This window comes from Trinickia acidisoli (assembly GCF_017315725.1).
Classification (GTDB): domain Bacteria; phylum Pseudomonadota; class Gammaproteobacteria; order Burkholderiales; family Burkholderiaceae; genus Trinickia; species Trinickia acidisoli.
On sequence record NZ_JAFLRG010000001.1, the window covers coordinates 2,658,484 to 2,675,144 of the forward strand.

At 64.8% G+C, this 16,661-nt stretch carries 14 protein-coding genes, 1 tRNA gene and 1 riboswitch; of the genes, 7 read left to right on the forward strand and 8 right to left on the reverse strand.

What is annotated here, in order from left to right:
* Positions 1-247 precede the first annotated feature (247 nt).
* The 7 genes from J3485_RS12125 to J3485_RS12155 form a co-directional block, all read right to left on the reverse strand.
* Positions 248-646 (reverse strand): hypothetical protein, encoded by a 399-nt coding sequence (locus J3485_RS12125; RefSeq protein ID WP_206952694.1) that lies wholly within the window; start codon positions 644-646, stop codon positions 248-250.
* Positions 624-3,158 carry an ATP-binding protein gene (locus J3485_RS12130; RefSeq protein WP_206952695.1) on the reverse strand — a complete coding sequence of 845 codons (2,535 nt, stop codon included), beginning with the start codon at positions 3,156-3,158 and terminating at the stop codon, positions 624-626. Before J3485_RS12130 ends, J3485_RS12125 begins: the two co-directional genes overlap by 23 nt.
* Before the next feature lie 84 nt (positions 3,159-3,242).
* Positions 3,243-3,905, reverse strand: coding sequence for a response regulator (locus tag J3485_RS12135; protein WP_206952696.1), 663 nt, complete (start codon positions 3,903-3,905; stop codon positions 3,243-3,245).
* Positions 3,906-4,476: 571 nt separating this feature from the next.
* Positions 4,477-4,644: a hypothetical protein gene (locus J3485_RS12140; protein ID WP_206955881.1), complete on the reverse strand. Its 168-nt coding sequence runs from the start codon at positions 4,642-4,644 to the stop codon at positions 4,477-4,479.
* Between the two features lie 355 nt (positions 4,645-4,999).
* Positions 5,000-5,644: a hypothetical protein gene (locus J3485_RS12145; protein WP_206952697.1), complete on the reverse strand. Its 645-nt coding sequence runs from the start codon at positions 5,642-5,644 to the stop codon at positions 5,000-5,002.
* Between the two features lie 147 nt (positions 5,645-5,791).
* Positions 5,792-5,866, reverse strand: a tRNA-Arg gene (locus J3485_RS12150).
* Between the two features lie 102 nt (positions 5,867-5,968).
* The gene (locus J3485_RS12155; RefSeq protein ID WP_206952698.1) at positions 5,969-6,799 is read right to left on the reverse strand and encodes an undecaprenyl-diphosphate phosphatase; all 831 of its coding nucleotides are present in this window, start codon (positions 6,797-6,799) and stop codon (positions 5,969-5,971) included.
* Between the two features lie 240 nt (positions 6,800-7,039).
* Here J3485_RS12155 and J3485_RS12160 point away from each other — a divergent pair, with 240 nt between their 5' ends.
* The 7 genes from J3485_RS12160 (at position 7,040) to J3485_RS12190 (ending at position 15,184) form a co-directional block, all read left to right on the forward strand.
* Entirely contained in the window at positions 7,040-8,083 is a 1,044-nt protein-coding gene (locus J3485_RS12160; RefSeq protein WP_206952699.1) for a substrate-binding domain-containing protein, read from the forward strand.
* 109 nt (positions 8,084-8,192) lie between these two features.
* Positions 8,193-9,236: an ABC transporter substrate-binding protein gene (locus J3485_RS12165; RefSeq protein WP_206952700.1), complete on the forward strand. Its 1,044-nt coding sequence runs from the start codon at positions 8,193-8,195 to the stop codon at positions 9,234-9,236.
* Between the two features lie 92 nt (positions 9,237-9,328).
* Positions 9,329-10,153 carry an ABC transporter permease gene (locus J3485_RS12170; protein ID WP_206952701.1) on the forward strand — a complete coding sequence of 275 codons (825 nt, stop codon included), beginning with the start codon at positions 9,329-9,331 and terminating at the stop codon, positions 10,151-10,153.
* A 7-nt stretch (positions 10,154-10,160) separates the two neighbouring features.
* The gene (locus tag J3485_RS12175; RefSeq protein WP_206952702.1) at positions 10,161-11,063 is read left to right on the forward strand and encodes an ABC transporter permease; all 903 of its coding nucleotides are present in this window, start codon (positions 10,161-10,163) and stop codon (positions 11,061-11,063) included.
* Between the two features lie 54 nt (positions 11,064-11,117).
* Positions 11,118-12,161, forward strand: coding sequence for an ABC transporter ATP-binding protein (locus tag J3485_RS12180; RefSeq protein ID WP_206952703.1), 1,044 nt, complete (start codon positions 11,118-11,120; stop codon positions 12,159-12,161).
* A 38-nt stretch (positions 12,162-12,199) separates the two neighbouring features.
* Complete coding sequence (locus J3485_RS12185; RefSeq protein WP_206952704.1) at positions 12,200-13,027, forward strand: phosphodiesterase; 828 nt, start codon at positions 12,200-12,202, stop codon at positions 13,025-13,027.
* Positions 13,028-13,159: 132 nt separating this feature from the next.
* Positions 13,160-15,184, forward strand: coding sequence for an NADPH-dependent 2,4-dienoyl-CoA reductase (locus J3485_RS12190; protein WP_206952705.1), 2,025 nt, complete (start codon positions 13,160-13,162; stop codon positions 15,182-15,184).
* 49 nt (positions 15,185-15,233) lie between these two features.
* Here the strand turns inward: J3485_RS12190 and J3485_RS12195 are convergent, their stop codons facing one another.
* Entirely contained in the window at positions 15,234-16,157 is a 924-nt protein-coding gene (locus J3485_RS12195) for an EamA family transporter (RefSeq protein ID WP_206955781.1), read from the reverse strand.
* A 354-nt stretch (positions 16,158-16,511) separates the two neighbouring features.
* Positions 16,512-16,625, forward strand: a riboswitch (TPP riboswitch).
* Positions 16,626-16,661 lie beyond the last annotated feature (36 nt).

Genomic DNA, 16,661 nt, shown 5'->3' on the forward strand with positions numbered 1-16,661 from the left:
CCAGTCGATTCGTTCAAGAGATCGAAGTGCGCCGCGACTGCTGTGTGAAAAAGCGTATACACGGGGCTTCAAACAACGACTTGATTGTTCCCGCTCCGGCGTCGGCGCTCCTCCTGAAAATTCTCAGAGTGCGCACTCATCTAGTCGAGCGTCGAATAAAGACTTTCGGCCCGGGGGCAACGCATCGCCGACGTCGGGTGCGCGAGCCGTTGAGCGTGCGTGGCCGCGTCGCTCGAAGGCCGCCGGCCTAGCGTGCGTCGCGCAATTTGGCGAGTTCGTCGGCGAATGCGATCCTGAGCGCGGCGAGCGCCGCTCGAGCGCGCGGGACAGCTCGGTCGATCAGAGCGGCGTCAGCAAGACGGAGTGCCCGCTCGGCGCGATTGAGCGGCTCGAGCGTCCATTCGTCCCGCACAAAAAATGCCGCCGTGCCCGTCAGCCGATGCATGGCCTGCGCAGCCCGGGCCCATTGCCGGCGCACATGCGCGACATCGAATACGAGATGCTGGCAGTCGAACTCGTCGAGCGCGACGCCAAGCAGCGTGCGCAGGCCTTGCTCGCCGTAGAGCATCGACAGTTCGGACAAATCGAACGAACAGGCGCCATGCGCTTCGCGCATTTCGGCTTCACGCCGATTCTGCGTCGGCATTGTCCTTCTCCGCCCATTTTTCGAGTAATGCGACAAGCTTGATCCGCGTGATCGGCTTGGCGAGATAGTCGTCCATACCCGCTTCGCGACACGCGCGCACGTCGTCTTGAGTCGCGTTCGCGCTGATGGCAACGATGGTCGTGCGCGCCGAACGGTCGGCTTCCGTCCGGCGAATCTTGCGCGCGAGCGTGTAACCGTCCATGCCCGGCATATGACAGTCGAGCAGCACGAGCGCCGGCCGCACGCGGTGCCAGCTCGCATAGCCCTCGATGCCGTCGCTCGCCTCATCAGCACGCACGCCGAGCGCCTGCAGTTGCCGCACCATGATGTCGCGATTGATGCCGTTGTCCTCGATGACGAGCACAACGTAGCGGGCGAACGGCGATGCGCTGCCGCGGCACGGCTCAACCGTGCCGCTCGAGCGATCTTCGCTATCGGGCTCGCATATGCCACGCGCGTCAAAGCTGCTGCGGCCCGCGTCGTCGTCCGTCGTGCTCGAGCAGTGCAGCGCCGCGACCACCGCGTCCGCCAGATCGTCGACCGCGCGCACGGCCCGCTTCGCGCCATGGCGCGAAGCGACGACGATGGCCCCCGTGGCGTCGGCCGTCACCGCGATATCGGCGCTCTTTCGGGACGGGAAGCACCGAACGCCCATCTTCGTCAGAACGGCGCGCGTGGTACCGTCGATGGCGGGCAACGGGAGACTGACGGCCGCGCGCGCCGGGGCGACGCACGGCCAAACGCGCGAATCGCCGCCCCATTGGATCGGCAGGCGAACACGCACGCGCGTGCCTTTACCGAGCCGGCTCTCGATATCGATCGTGCCGCCCATGAGATCGACGAGGCGCTTGACGATCGACAACCCGAGGCCCGTCCCCCCGTGGCGGCGCGTCGTCGTGCCGTCTTGCTGCGTGAACGGCTCGAACAGGCGAGCGCGGTACGCTTCCGAGATGCCCGCGCCCGTATCGGCGACGGACAGAATGAGCCACGCACGGCCTCGCGCAGACTTGCGCCGGACCTCGAACAGCACGTGACCGCGATCGGTAAAGCGAATCGCGTTGCTGAGCAAGTTCGTGACGATTTGATTGACTCGCACTTCGTCGCCAACGAGCCGCCGGTCGAAGTGCGGCATGGCCGCCAAATACAACGCGAGCCCCTTGCGCGCGGCAAGTGGCGCGTGCAGTTCCGCTGCCGCCGCAGTCAATGCGCAGATATCGAACGGCGCCGCCTCCAGCGTCAAGGCACCCTGCTCGATCTTCAGGTAGTCGAGCGTATCGTCGACGACGCGCAGCATCAGTCGCGCCGAATACTGCGCAATGTCGAGATAGCGTCGCGGCTCGGGAGTCAACGCCATCGTATCGAGCAGGTCGAGCACGCCGACCACGCCGTTCATCGGCGTGCGGATCTCGTGACTCATCATCGCAACGAACGCCGACTTCGCGCGATCGGCCGCGAGCGCTTGTTCGCGTGCGGCGATGGCCTCCGCGCGCGCGGCCACCGCCGCAGCGCCCGCCGCTTGCGTTCGCCGGTAGGCCCAGGCGAGCGTCGCGATGACGGCCGACGCGACGGCGGCGGCAAGCAACGCCAAGCCGATCACGGCACGCTTCTCGTAGCCAAGCACGATCGTCAGCGGCCGCGCACGGCTGGCGATCCGCGCAAGCTCGCGCGAATCGTACGAGGCCACGTAGCGGTCGAGCATCGTCGCGAGTGGATGATTGGCCTGCGTTGCCGCAAAGGCAATGCGTTCGATGCCTGCCACCGTCGGATCGATCGTGAGCCCGCGATGTGCGTAGTGGTCGCCTAGATCTTCGGCCGCGATCACGTTGATGAGTGCAACGTCGGCGTGGCCGGCCAGCACGGCACGCAACGCGTCGGCTGCATTCGCGCTAGGCACCAACTCGGCATCGGCCAGCATCGAATCGGGTACCACCCGCCGCATCCGCCACGGCGTCGTTGCAACCCGGCTCGAGTTGGCATCATCGCGCTCGGCCCGAACGAACGACCAAGGGACGCTATCGTATGCGCGCGTCGTGACAAGCGAGCGCGTCGATTCGCCCCAAGATTCGCTCGAACCCAATGGAAACGAGGAAACGAGATCGACGGTGCCGCTACGCAGCGCGTCGAGTGGCTCGCGCGTGGAATCGAGCAGCACCGGCTCGAAGCGAAGCCCTGCCGGCTGCGCGAACTGCTTGAGCAGGGTTGCGCCGAACCCATGCCATCGGCCTTGGGCGTCGATGAAATCGTATGGGCGAGAGAGCCGCTGAACGCCGACGCGCACGACCGGATGCAGGCGAACCCAATCGCGCTCGACGTCGGTCATCGGAAACACAGCGGACTCAGAACCGCTAAGCATCCCCAGTGCCGGCCGAATCCCAAGCTCGCTGAACGCCGATGGCGAGATGGCTGCGCGCAGCGCGGCGGGTTCGCGCTCGCCCGCACCCGCCGCGCTCGGCATGAAGGGCACGACCGGCGGGAAGCCGGCTGCAATGATGCAGACGACGAGCCACCGCATCAGCCTTGACGATCGAAAGCGCTGGTGCGCGAACAGACGCCTCGAATGTAGCCCTCGATCCGTTGCCGCCCTCTTCGCTTTCAATTATCGGAACTTCTCTTTGAGAAACAGCGCGAGTCCAAAATCATCCGACACGCGCAGCTTGCGCATGGCGCTCCGCTTGTGCGTGCTGACCGTTTTCTTGCTGCGCCGCAGCCGCTCGGCTGTCTGCGTGACCGACAACCCTTCTGCGATGTGCCGCAATATCTCGACTTCGGCGGCAGACAGCGTGTCTTCACGCGGATGCGGAACCAGCGCGTCGATCTTGCCCTCCCGTATGACGAAGAACTTGCGCGGCGAGGCGACGGCGCTGCGGATCGTTTCGGCGATCAAAGAAAGCGGCGTCGATTTTTCGAGAAACGCATTGGCGCCCGCGCGGTGGCAAATACATTCGGCGTCGCTGGCTCGCGCCGCGGATAGGACGACGATGCCGAGCCGCGGCGCGTGAACGCGCAAGCGCTTGACGAACGTGGCGCCGTCGAGGCGGTCCTCCGGCAGGTAGAAATCGACGATCGCGACATCGCACCGGCCTTGGTCGATCACCGCAAACAAGTCGTCGATCGTCGCGACGTTCGCCACGAGTTCGAAGTCGGCATAATCATGCAGGTACGTTGTGACGCCGAGCGCGACGATCGGATGGTCGTCGAGCACCGCGATACGGATTCGATGCCGAGGGCGAGACAACAATAGGACTTGCCGGAAGGTCATGCGTTTTCATCCTCGCTATTGCCATTGCGACGTGAAATGACTGCCGCTGCCATGTAATAAACATCATTGAGCGGCGACGAAATAATGCACGAAACCGGTATAACAATTATTGCACCATTCGATGATTAGCAATTGTCATATGGCTTGCAATTTGTCTACTGGAAAATTCTTAATCAATTTCTAACGGATTGAACGCCTCTCCAGCCATACCGCTTGCAGAGCCGGTGACCGCTAGCACCGCTAGGATGCGCCCGATTCTAGCCCAAGCGCATCGAGGCAACAACGCTAAATTTGGCGCATTTTATCGGAATTTTATGGAACCGATAGACGTGATTTCTCTTGGTCCTATAAATTCGGATCTACGAAAAATTTAATAAGATTTATGTTATAGCCGCGCACGCATAGAAATGCGCCGTGAATGATTCGCCTCGCCACAGCGACCGAGCGATGAAAAAAGCAGACCAAGTGCCCGTAAGAGATGCGCCCGGCGTTCGTCATACCGATTTCACACCGCCGACGCGATGCGCGGCGGCGGATGGTGCTCATCGCGCTTCGACCCGGCAGAAGCGGTTCAGTGCCTAGCTAGCTTAGCCGCTGCGAACACAAAGCCTGTCAGGGCGATGGCCGTTCCGATGAACCACTTCAGGAGCGTTGATTCGAGCGTCGTGACGTCATTCTTGGTGGCGAGGTGAAGCAACCCGGCTTCGACGCGCGCCATGCGCTCGCGGATATCAGTCATCATTTGTTCCAATTCGATGAGACGTGCTTGATTGGCCGGATGATCGCCTGAAGCAGCATGAGGGGACACAGGGGAGGCGGGAAATAGGACTGGTTTCTGAGGGCGACGCTGGGCTCGCACATTCGACATCGTTCGATTCGCTCCGTGATGATATGTGGCACGGTAAAACTTGCACCGCTGGCGGACGGCGCGCGTGCGAACATCATCGGGTATGGGAAACGAATCGCGAAGTCGGCCGAACGGCTACGCGGTTCGGAACCACGCCAACAGGATAAGGAAGGCTGCGCTTTCGCCCCGTCGGATTAGGCATGGTTGTTCGACACGACGACTGACCTATTAGCTAAAAGACAGACGATCAGTTTTCGAGGTTTTTCTCGCAGTCTTCCCAGTACCGCAGTGGGTCGCGGTGCCGCGGATATTCCTTGTCGAGCCACGCCGACAGTCTGGCCCAATCCGGATGATTGGTGCCAGTCTGGGCGGACCAGATCGACGATCGCTCAAGGATCCTTCCGTGCTCGCGGTCACGAACAACCAGGCTACCAAGACCATTCGAGCTGTTTTGTTGCGGCTCGAGGCGATACCTCGGCAGGATCCTGACTTCGGCATCATCGGCCCAGCCATACACGGCCCGCACGACACCCAACCGGTCGCGCAACTCGACCGGCCCGCTTTCGGGTCGCGTGGCTGCCCAGCCTTCTGGAAATTCGGCGACGACCTCATGCTTGCCTTCTCTCACCCACCTCACCCGCCACGCGCGCTCCATCGCTTTGCGCACATGAGGCACCGACTCATAGCCAGGTGGCAACTCGACCGCCAAGGGCAGCGTCACGAGGTTGTCTTTCCAGAGCTTGGATTCTTCGTCGACGCGCTCGACTTCCTCGAACATCCCTTCGTCAAACGGATTCGCGGGCCGACTCGCCAAGCTGGGCTTCGTGCTATCCAGGCCTTCAAAAAGACGCTCGGCATCGGTGCGGGTCAATTTCGGTTTCGCTTTCGGCATCCGTTTTCCTCACTACGAGAACGGCGTCAATATACGCCCAAATTCGCCAACGATCGGCGCGCGAGCGCGCTTTGACGGATGGACCGTGGAAGGCGAAACGCTGTGGAATTTTGGGCGGCGGCAATGGTAGACGCCAGGAGCATAATTTGGCCCCCCCACGAGGAATCGAACCTCGATTTCAGGTTTAGAAGACCCGTGTTCTATCCGTTGAACTATGGGGAGGCGAAGGCGTGATTGTACGACGCGCCGGCAACGCCAGGCCGGGGGCCGAAATTATACTCGATCCCCCGCTTGCCCGAACAACCGCGTTACCGCGTCACGCCGTTACACAGGCTGGCCGTGCGTCACGAACCAGGCGAAGCAGGCCAGGCCCGCGAGCACGCAGTAGATACCGAACGAGGCCAGGCGGCCGCGTCCTTCGAAGTAGCGCATCAGGAAGCGCACGCTCAGATAGGCCGCCACGGCGGTCAGCACACCGCCGACGAATGCGGTGCCCAGTTGCCCCGGCACGTGAAAGAGCTTCGGAATCTCCAGCAGCCCGGCCGCGAAAATAATCGGCGTACCGAGCAAAAACGCAAATTCCGCCGCGCTCTCGGCCGTCAGCCCCGCCGCGTTGCCGGCAATCATCGTCAAACCGCTGCGCGAGAATCCCGGAATCAGCGCGCCGATCTGCGCAAGCCCAACGAGAAACGCTTGTTTGAACGTCAGCTTCTCAGGCGGACGATGTGCCCGCGAGCGCTGCAACCGATCGCCGAGCCAGAGCAACAAGCCGTTCACCACCAGCGCCAGCGCGACAATGCGCAAATCGTGAAAAAGCCGTTCGAGCCGCTTTTCGAGCACAAGACCGACGATGCCGGCAGGAATCGTGCCGATAATGAGCGCCCACATCATGTGGCCCTCTTCGCTACGACGCCCCGCCAACGAGCCGAACCACCCGCCGACGAGCGCGATCCAACGCTTGCGGAAGTACCAGAGCAACGCGAGCGCCGTACCCAAGTGCAGCGCGACCAGGAACGGGATCAGTTGGGGCGCATGCTTATCGATATGAATCCCGAGTAGCGCGGGGGCAAGCAACGTATGCCCGAGGCTGCTGACGGGGAAGAGTTCGGTGACGCCCTGCAGGACGCTCAAAAAAAACAAAAACCAAAGGCTCACGCGTCGATCCTTTCTTTTCTCAAGATGCGGGTTGCGAGGAATGTTTCGAACGTCCGCCTGCCGGCCGACGCCCGATCGCGACCGATTATGCCTAGCGACGAGGGCGCAGCCAAGCCGACAAAACATTTTTTTCCGCCCAAATATCGCGCAAAAACGTCATAGGTCAGTCATAATCGAACCGGATAATCGTTGCGGCGTAAACGTTTTCAGGCCCAGCACTACCGGACTGCACACACAGCAATGAAACATACCATCAAGGATGTAGCCGCCTACGCCGGCTTTTCCATCGCGACGGTGTCTCGCGCGATCAACGCGCCTCATACGGTGAACCGCGTCACGCTCGCCAAGATTCGCGAGGCCATCGAGGCGCTGCAATTCAGCCCCAGTCCGCTCGGGCGGCAACTGCGCGGGGAACGCACGCGCCTCGTCGGCGTCGTGCTGCCGACCCTCGCCAACCCGGTGTTCGCCGAATGCCTGCAAGGCATCGACGAGTTCGCGGCCGCCCAGGGCTATCGTCTCATGCTGATGACGACCCAATATGACGCCGCTCGCGAGCGTCATGCGATCGAGACGTTGCTCGCTCAACGCGTCGAGGGGCTGATCCTCACGGTGGCCGACGCCGACACGCATCCGCTGCTCGACGAGCTCGACCGCGACGGCAAACTCTACGTGCTCATGCACAACGACACGGTGCGGCGTCCGTCGGTGTCGGTGGACAACCGCCGCGCGGCCTATGACGGCGTGCGCATGCTGATCGAGCACGGCCACGAGCGTGTGATGATGCTCGCTGGCACGCTCGCCGAGTCCGACCGCGCGCGCCTGCGCTATCGCGGCTACTCCGAGGCGATGCAGCAGGCGGGGCTTGCGCCGGCGCCGGCACTCGAGGTCGATTTCAACGCCGATCAACTCGCGCCGTCGGTACTCGCACACCTCACCTCGGGCCCCACCCGCCCCACGGCCCTCTTTTGCAGCAACGATCTGCTCGCGATGGTCGTCATGCGCGGCCTGCGCCGGGCGCGATACAGCGTGCCCGAAGATATGTCGATCCTCGGCTTCGACGGGCTCGCGATGGGCGAGCTGCTCTCGCCGGCGCTCGCCAGCATCAGCACGCCGAACCGAGAAATCGGCTGCGCGGCCTGGCGCCGCCTGATGGCGCGGATCGAAGGCGCAGACGACGGCGAATCGCTCTCCCTCACGCTGCCCCACACGTTGCGCCAAGGCGCGACGATCGCCGCGCTCTCGGGCGCGTCGGGCACCGTCCTGCCCGCGCATCCTGCCGTGTAAGCGGCGCGGCCGCTGCTGCTTGCTGTTCCCGCGCCGGCCCTTCGGGGCCGGCGCCGCATTCCCACGACGTCCCCATCCTTCTCTTTCTCGTCCCGCAAGGAGACCTTAAGTGATACGTCGCTCAATTAGCCTTCGTGCACGCCTGGCGCGATTCGCCGGCACCGCCGCCGCGCTCGTCGCACTCGGCTGCGCGTTCGCGCCCGCCGCACACGCACAGCAAACGGCCATCTGCTACAACTGTCCGCCCGAATGGGCAGACTGGGCCAGCGAACTGAAGGCTATCCAAGACAAGACCGGCATTCACGTGCCGTCGGACAACAAGAATTCGGGGCAAGCGATCGCCCAGCTCATTGCCGAGCAAAAGAGCCCCGTCGCCGACGTCGTCTATCTCGGCGTATCCTCGGCGTTCCAAGCCAAGGACAAGGGCGTGATTCAGCCCTACAAGCCCGCCCATTGGGACGACATCCCCGCTGGCCTGAAGGACCCGCAGGGCTATTGGTTTGCGATCCATTCCGGCACGCTCGGTTTCTTCGTCAACAAGGACGCGCTCGAAGGCAAGCCGGTGCCCCGATCGTGGGCCGACCTGCTCAAACCCGAATACAAAGGGATGATCGGCTACCTCGATCCGTCGAGCGCGTTCGTCGGTTATGCGGGCGCCGTCGCCGTGAACCAGGCGCTCGGCGGTTCGTTCGACAACTTCAAACCGGCCCTCGACTGGTTCGCCAAGCTCAAGGCCAATCAGCCCATCGTGCCGAAACAAACGGCCTACGCGCGCGTCCTCTCGGGCGAGATTCCGATCCTGCTCGACTATGACTTCGACGCCTATCGCGCCGAATACAAGGATCACGCGAACGTCGCGTTCGTGATCCCGGCCGAGGGCACGATTTCCGTGCCGTACGTGATGAGCCTCGTCAAGGGCGCGCCGCACGAAGCGAACGGCAAGAAGGTACTCGATTTCGTGCTGTCCGACGAAGGCCAGCGGATTTGGGCCAACGCTTATCTGAGACCGGTGCGCGCAAGCGCGATGACCAAGGAGGCGGCCGCCAAGTTCCTGCCCGCGAGCGACTATGCACGCGCCAAACCTGTCGATTTCGCCAAGATGGCGGAAAAACAGCAAGCGTTCGGCGAACAATATCTGCAGGTCATGCACTAGGTAGGCCACCGGCCTCGATCCGCACCACCCGGTTGCGCATCGGCGCGCAACCGGTCGTTCCCGACACGGCCTCTCGACGGGCGGTCATCGCCATGCACGACATCACCTTTCCGCTACGCTGGCGCATCGCCTTGATCGCGCCGGCGCTCGCCGTCTTCATCGCCTTCTGGCTGTTGCCGATGGGCGTGCTCGTTCAGGTGAGCGCCAACGGTCACGCCGTGGCAACCTATCGCGCGCTGCTCACCAACGTGCGCTATATGGACAGCCTCGTCGCAACGGTCGTCCTCTCGGCCTCCGTCACGCTCGCCACCCTCGTCTTATCGATTATCTCCGGCTTGCTATTGGCTCGCCGCGAGTTTCCCGGCAAGCGCACGCTCGTCGCGCTGCTGACGTTTCCGCTCGCGTTTCCGGGCGTCGTCGTCGGCTTCATGGTCATCATGCTCGCCGGCCGGCAAGGACTCATCGGCACGCTCACGCAAAAGCTCACGGGCGATCGTTTGGTGTTCGCCTATTCGATGACAGGGCTCTTTCTCGGCTACCTGTACTTTTCGATTCCGCGCGTGATCGTCACTGTGATGGCGTCGGCGTCGAAGCTCGATCCTTCGCTCGAAGAGGCAGCCCGCTCGCTCGGCGCCTCGCCGTGGCAGATCATGCGCGACGTCGTATTGCCAGGGCTCATGCCGGGGCTCGTCGCGGCGGGTGCGATTTGCTTCGCCACGTCGATGGGCGCGTTCGGCACCGCGTTTACGCTCGCCACCGATATCGACGTGCTGCCGATGACGATCTATACGGAGTTCACGTTGAACGCGAACATGATCACGGCCGCGGGGCTCTCCGTGATCCTCGGCATCGTCACCTGGCTCGTGCTCGCAGTCGCACGCAGCGCAACGGGCGCCGCCGTTGCAGCCACCGCGTGAGGTCGAGATGAATCTATTCGCCGATACCGACACCGCAGCGGCCGCGCGCCACCGCACGCCGTGGCCGGCCGAGCGTCTCGCGCCGCGCAAGCTGCTCGCGCTCGGGCAGTGGCTCGTCACGTTCGCACTCTGCGCGTTTCTCGTCGTGCCCGTCGTCATGTCGATCATGGCGGGGCTCACCGTCAATTACTTTCGCGGCATCTCGAGCGGCCTGACGCTGCGCTGGCTCGCGCAAGTCTGGGAGCAGTATCACGGCTCCGTGTTTCTTTCGCTCGAAGTCGCCGCGGCGACGCTCGCCGTCACGCTTCTCACCGGCGTGCCCGCCGCCTACGCGCTCGCGCGCAGCAAGACGCGCGTAGCGCGCATCGTCGAAGAACTGCTCGTGCTGCCGATCGCGCTGCCCGGGCTCGCGTCGGCGCTCGCGCTCATCGTCGTCTACGGCGGCATCACGGCGTTTCGCATGAGCGCCGCCTTCATCGTCGTCGGCCACATCGTCTTCACGCTGCCGTTCATGGTGCGCGCCGTTGCGGCCGTCGCCGCGAGCGCGAACCTGCGCACGCTCGAGGAAGGCGCGGCGAGCCTTGGCGCCACGTTCATGCAGCGCTTTTTCACGGTCGTGCTGCCGAATCTGCGGCCCGGCATCGTCGCCGGCGCGCTCGCCGTCGTCACGCTGTCGGTCGGCGAATTCAATCTGACATGGATGCTGCACACGCCCGAAACCAAGACGCTGCCCGTCGGACTCGCCGATACCTATGCGTCGCTGCGCATCGAGGTCGGCAGTGCCTACACGATTCTCTTTTTCGCGATGACGATGCCGTTGCTCGTCGCGATGCAGCGCCTGGGCGGCGGACAAGTCGAACTCATGCGCCGAGCCGACGCGGCGCATCTCGGCAAGCCCGGCGCGGATTGAACACGGACTAAACGCGCACTTAAACGCGGACTCATTTTCGCTCCACTCGCTACGATGAAATTCACCCCCGTTCCCATCGCCCTCGCGCAGTGCGCGAAGACATTTCACGGCACGCGCGTGCTCGAACCGCTCGATCTCGCGATCGGCGCGGGCGAGACGCTCGTTCTGCTCGGGCCGTCGGGCTGCGGCAAAACGACGACACTGCGCATCATCGCCGGCCTCGAATCGCCCGATGCGGGCGGGACCGTGCGCTTCGGCGACGACGACGTCACGCGCTTGCCGATCGAGCGGCGGCAGGTCGGCATGGTGTTCCAAAGCTATGCGCTGTTCCCCAACCTGACGGTACGCGGCAACGTCGGCTACGGCCTCAAGATCGCGAAGGTCGAGCCCGCGCTCGCGCGCAGGCGCGTGGATGAGTTGCTCGCGATGATGCGGCTCGAGGCGCATGCCGACAAGCCGATCGATCAGCTCTCGGGAGGGCAGCGGCAACGCGTGGCATTGGCGCGCGCGCTGGCGCGCGAGCCGCGCGTGTTGCTGCTCGACGAGCCGCTGACCGCGCTCGATGCGCGTCTGCGCGACGCGCTGCGCAGCGAAATGAATACGCTGCTGCGCGCGCTCGGCGTGACGACGGTCTATGTAACGCACGATCAAGCCGAAGCGATGGAGCTCGGCGATCGCATCGTCGTCATGAGCGCGGGCCGCATCGAGCAAATCGGCACGCCGCGCGACATTTACTATCGGCCCGCCAATCGCGCCGTCGCGCAGTTCGTCGGCACGATCAATCGACTCGCGGGACAATGGCACGGCGGCACGCTCGCGACGGCCGGCGGCAGCATCGCGCTGCCCGCCGGACTCGGCAACGGGGGACCGCCCGAGCTGTTCTTCCGCCCCGAAGACGGTCGGCTCGTCGATCCGGACGGCGCCTCGCTGCGCGGCATCGTCGAAGCGGTTTCGTTTCTCGGCGAACGCACGCGCGTGACGGTCACGGCCGCCGCGCCGGAACCGCTCGTGATCGACATCGCCGGACGCAGCGAGTGGGCACCCGGCGCGCCGGTCGGTATCGAAATTGCGCCGGAGGGGCTAATCGCGCTACCTTGACGATGCCTCACCGACAAACAAAAACGATAGGACCCCACATGCTACTGGCCCAAATCAGCGATCTGCACATCAAGCGCCCCGGTGCGCTCGCCTACCGGCGTGTCGACACGGCGGCCTATCTCGAGCGCTGCGTCGCGCGCCTGAACGCGCTCGAGCCGAGACCGGACGCCGTCGTCGTCACGGGCGATCTCGCCGATTTGGGCAGTCTCGTAGAGTACGAAACGCTCAAGCGGCTGCTCGCGCCGCTCGCGATGCCCGTCTACCTGCTCGTCGGCAATCACGACGATCGCGCCGCGCTGCGCGAAGTGTTCGACGATCACGCGTATTTGCGCACCGGCGGCGAATTCGTCCATTACGCCGTGGACATCGGCCCGCTGCGGCTCGTCGCGCTCGATTCGCTGATGCCGAGGCAAAGCGGCGGCCACTTGTGCGAAGCGCGCCTCGCCTGGCTCGATGCGCAGCTCGCGCTCGCGCACGGCAAGCCGATCGTGCTCGCGCTACATCATCCGCCGTTCGTCTCCGGCATCGGCCATATGGACCGGCAGCGCCTCGACCCCGAGTCGGCCGAGCGGCTGGCCACGATCGTGCGCCGCTACCCGAACGTCGAGCGCGTCATTTGCGGCCACGTGCATCGGCCCATTTACACGCGCTTCGCCGGCACGATCGCCGCCGCCGTGCCCGCGCCGGCACATCAAGTCGCGCTCGATCTGCGCGAGGGCGCGCCGTCAGCGTTCCGGCTCGAGCCGCCCGCCTTCGCCCTGCATCGATACACGCCTGAAACAGGTGTCGTCACGCATCACGCCTATGTCGACGAAGGCGAAGGACCGTATCCGTTCTACGAGACGGACGGCACGCTGATCGATTGATCTCGCCATCGCGCGACGCCGACCGAGCGCTTAGCCCTGACGCGTGAGGGGTGCGATTAGAGACAAACCTCCAGCGTCGGGCACGCGCGGCGCGCTATCGTTCGCACGCATTCACTCTTGCGAAGCCCGCCCATGCCCTATCCACATTTGCTGTCCGAGCTGGACCTCGGCTTCACGAAGCTCAAGAATCGCGTCGTCATGGGCTCGATGCACACGGGTTTGGAGGACCGCTTCTGGCATTACCCGGCGCTCGCCGCGTACTATCGCGAGCGCGCCAGGGGCGGCGTCGGCCTCATCATCACGGGCGGCATCTCGCCCAATCGCGAGGGCTGGCTGCTGCCGTTCGGCGGCACGCTGAACACCGTGCTCGACCTGCCCAATCACCGAAAACTGACGCGTGCGGTGCACGACGAAGGCGGCAAAATCGCCTTGCAGATCCTGCATGCGGGCCGCTACGGCTATCACCCGTTGGTCGTGTCCGCTTCCGCGATCCGCTCGCCTATCTCGAAGTTCACGCCGCGCGCGCTGACCGAGGCCGGGATCGAGCGCACGGTGCGCGCCTATGCACGCTGCGCGCGGCTCGCGCAGCGCGCTGGCTATGACGGCGTCGAGATCATGGGCAGCGAAGGCTATCTGCTCAATCAATTCCTCTGCCACCGAACGAACCGTCGCACCGATCGCTACGGCGGCAGCCTCGAGAATCGGGTGCGTCTCGCGCTCGACATCGTGCGGCGCGTGCGCGAGACCTGCGGCACGCGGTTCATCGTCATCTACCGGCTCTCGCTGATCGATCTCGTCGCGGACGGCAACACGTGGGACGAGACCGTGCAAGTCGCGCGCGCGCTCGAAGCGGCCGGTGTCACGCTGATCAACACCGGTATCGGCTGGCACGAAGCGCGCGTGCCGACCATTGTCACGTCGGTGCCGCGCGCCGCGTTCGCGCCGCTCACCGCCCGCTTGCGCGCGGCCGTCTCGGTGCCCGTCATCGCCTCGAATCGGATCAATACGCCCGAGCTCGCCGAATCGCTGATCGCGCAGGGCAGCGCCGATCTCGTCTCGATGGCGCGGCCGCTGCTTGCCGATCCGCAGTTCGTCGTCAAAGCCGGCGAGGACCGGGCCGATGAGATCAACACCTGTATCGCCTGCAATCAAGCGTGTCTCGACCATACGTTCCGCAACGAACGCGCAAGCTGTCTAGTCAATCCGCGCGCCGCGCGCGAAACGGCGCTCGTCTACCGGCCCGCGGCCCGCGCACTTTCGCTCGCGGTCGTCGGCGCGGGGCCGGCCGGGCTGTCGGCCGCCTGCGTGGCAGCCTCGCGCGGCCACCGGGTGACGCTGTTCGATGCGAGCGAGACGATCGGCGGGCAATTCAACCTCGCCAAGCGCATTCCGGGCAAAGAGGAATTCGCCGAAACGCTGCGCTACTTCGGCGCGCAGTTGCGCAAGCACGGCGTCGACGTGCGGCTCGGCACGCGCGTGGATCCCGCGCTGCTCGCGCAGTCGCAATACGACGAAATCGTCGTCGCGACGGGCATCGTGCCGCGTCGTCCGGCGATTCCCGGTATCGACGGGGCCAACGTGCTCTCGTACGTCGACGTGCTGCAAGGCGCACCGGTCGGGCGAACGGTGGCCGTCATCGGCGCGGGCGGCATCGGGTTCGACGTCAGCGAGTTCTTGCTGCATCGCTTGGGCGACCCGCTGCCACAGCCTGCCGGCAAGTGGCTCGATGAGTGGAGCGTCGATCTGGCCGTGGCAACGCCTGGCGGCCTCGCCGCCTCACGGGACGCAGGAGAGCCCAAGCGGCGCATCTGGCTCCTGCAACGCAAGAAGGGCAAGCTCGGCGCGGGCCTGGGCAAGACCTCGGGGTGGGTGCATCGCGCGACGCTCACGCGACACGGCGTGCACATGCTCGACGGCGTCGCGTATCTCGAGATCGGCCCGCGGGGGCTCAAGATCGAACGAGACGGGCAAGCGCAATGGCTCGACGTGGAGACGATCGTCGTCTGCGCCGGCCAGGAATCGTTGCGCGAACTCGTGCCCGCATCGCCGCGCGCGGACGGTCCGCGCTTCCATGTGATCGGCGGCGCCGCGCTCGCCGGCGAACTCGACGCGGAACGGGCAATTCGAGAAGGCGCGGAACTGGCGGCAAAGCTGTAAGAAGCATGGCGGGCCACATTCGAGCCTATTTGAGCGGATGGGCAAGTCCCTAGGCAGCGCGTCGCCGATCGAACCAGAACGAAAGCGCGACGCTGGCGAGGATCACGCCTGTCGACACGAGCGTCGCACCGGTCACGGGCTCACCAAGCGTCAGGGCGCCGAGCGCCACGGCCACGATCGGATTGACGTACATGCAGCTACTGGCGACGATCGGGCTCGTGTGCCGAATCAAGAAACCGTAGGCGACGTACGCCGCCATCGTCGCGACGAACATCAGATACAGAAACGCGAACAGCGAGCCGAACCCGAGCGAGGTCACATGCTCGCCGCCGACCACGGCGATCAGGGTGGAGATCCCGCCGCCGAGACCGATCTGCAGGGCCGTCGACAGGAACAGATCGGCGGGCAGCGCAAGCCGGCTCGCAAGATGGGCACCGACCGCCCAGAACAGCGCGGCGCAAAGGATGACGATGCTGCCGCTCGTCGACGAGTTCGACGAGTTCGACGTGTCGCCGTGGCTGAGGATGAAGATGCCGATGAGCCCGAGCGCCACGGCCACCCACTCGCCCTTTGCGATGGGCCGGCCCGCCACGGCGGAGATGACGGTTGCGAACAAGGGCACTGTCGCAACCATCACCGCTGCCGTGCCCGTCCCGACACTGCGCATGCCGAATGCGAGCAGGCCGCTCGAGAAGCCGACGAGCAGCGTGCCGACGATGCCGGCGTTGCGCGTTTCGACGAAGGTCGGCCAGACGGTCGCGCGGCGAATTGCGAAGATGAATAGGCCAATGCCCGCGATCAGGTTGCGCAAGCCCGAGAGCAACAACGGCGGAAACGCTTCGAGCGCAACATGCACGGCGAGATAGGCGGAGCCCCAGGCGAAATAGACGACGGCGAGCGCGAGTGCGATGCGTCCGCCATGCGTGCGCGGCAGACGGATGCGCGTGAGGATGCGAAGCGGCGCGGAAGGCATCAGCCGACGCCTCGGGGCGAGTTCGCCGAGCGGCCGGATGCGGTACACGGCAAACTCGGCGGGCTCGGCGCGGGGCGCGAGCCGCGCAGGGATGCGCGTGCAAAGCGGGCGAAGCAAAGCGACATGTCGATCGACGGGGCTTCGAGAACGAGCGCGCGGCGAGGCTTCGCGCAAACGTCGTCATTATGCAACGGTCGGAGACGAAAACGGCGCGCGGACACTCCTTGCGAGCGGCCGCCGAACCGGCGCCGCATTGCCGCGAGACCCTACGAGCCTGGTCCGGCACCGAACCGAGCGATGCGAACACCGCGAACGCCGGTTGCCAAAGCCCGGCCGCCCGGTGTATCTTCTGCGATGCTAACGCGGGGGTCCTGCGTCGTACCGTCGCACTCGGTACGCGCGGGTGAGAAATACCCTTTGAACCTGATCTGGATAATGCCAGCGCAGGGAAGCGTACGGGCCTTGCCGCCCGGCGCATTTCTCTCATCCGCCCTCTCGTCTCCT

What these genes read in the sequence shown, in the direction of transcription:
- J3485_RS12125 (WP_206952694.1), bottom strand. Translation starts at nt 646, where the DNA reads ATGCCGACGCAGAATCGGCGTGAAGCCGAAATGCGCGAAGCGCATGGC.
- J3485_RS12130 (WP_206952695.1), bottom strand. Translation starts at nt 3,158, where the DNA reads ATGCGGTGGCTCGTCGTCTGCATCATTGCAGCCGGCTTCCCGCCGGTC.
- J3485_RS12135 (WP_206952696.1), bottom strand. Translation starts at nt 3,905, where the DNA reads ATGACCTTCCGGCAAGTCCTATTGTTGTCTCGCCCTCGGCATCGAATC.
- J3485_RS12140 (WP_206955881.1), bottom strand. Translation starts at nt 4,644, where the DNA reads ATGACTGATATCCGCGAGCGCATGGCGCGCGTCGAAGCCGGGTTGCTT.
- J3485_RS12145 (WP_206952697.1), bottom strand. Translation starts at nt 5,644, where the DNA reads ATGCCGAAAGCGAAACCGAAATTGACCCGCACCGATGCCGAGCGTCTT.
- J3485_RS12160 (WP_206952699.1), top strand. Translation starts at nt 7,040, where the DNA reads ATGAAACATACCATCAAGGATGTAGCCGCCTACGCCGGCTTTTCCATC.
- J3485_RS12170 (WP_206952701.1), top strand. Translation starts at nt 9,329, where the DNA reads ATGCACGACATCACCTTTCCGCTACGCTGGCGCATCGCCTTGATCGCG.
- J3485_RS12175 (WP_206952702.1), top strand. Translation starts at nt 10,161, where the DNA reads ATGAATCTATTCGCCGATACCGACACCGCAGCGGCCGCGCGCCACCGC.
- J3485_RS12180 (WP_206952703.1), top strand. Translation starts at nt 11,118, where the DNA reads ATGAAATTCACCCCCGTTCCCATCGCCCTCGCGCAGTGCGCGAAGACA.
- J3485_RS12185 (WP_206952704.1), top strand. Translation starts at nt 12,200, where the DNA reads ATGCTACTGGCCCAAATCAGCGATCTGCACATCAAGCGCCCCGGTGCG.
- J3485_RS12190 (WP_206952705.1), top strand. Translation starts at nt 13,160, where the DNA reads ATGCCCTATCCACATTTGCTGTCCGAGCTGGACCTCGGCTTCACGAAG.
- J3485_RS12195 (WP_206955781.1), bottom strand. Translation starts at nt 16,157, where the DNA reads ATGCCTTCCGCGCCGCTTCGCATCCTCACGCGCATCCGTCTGCCGCGC.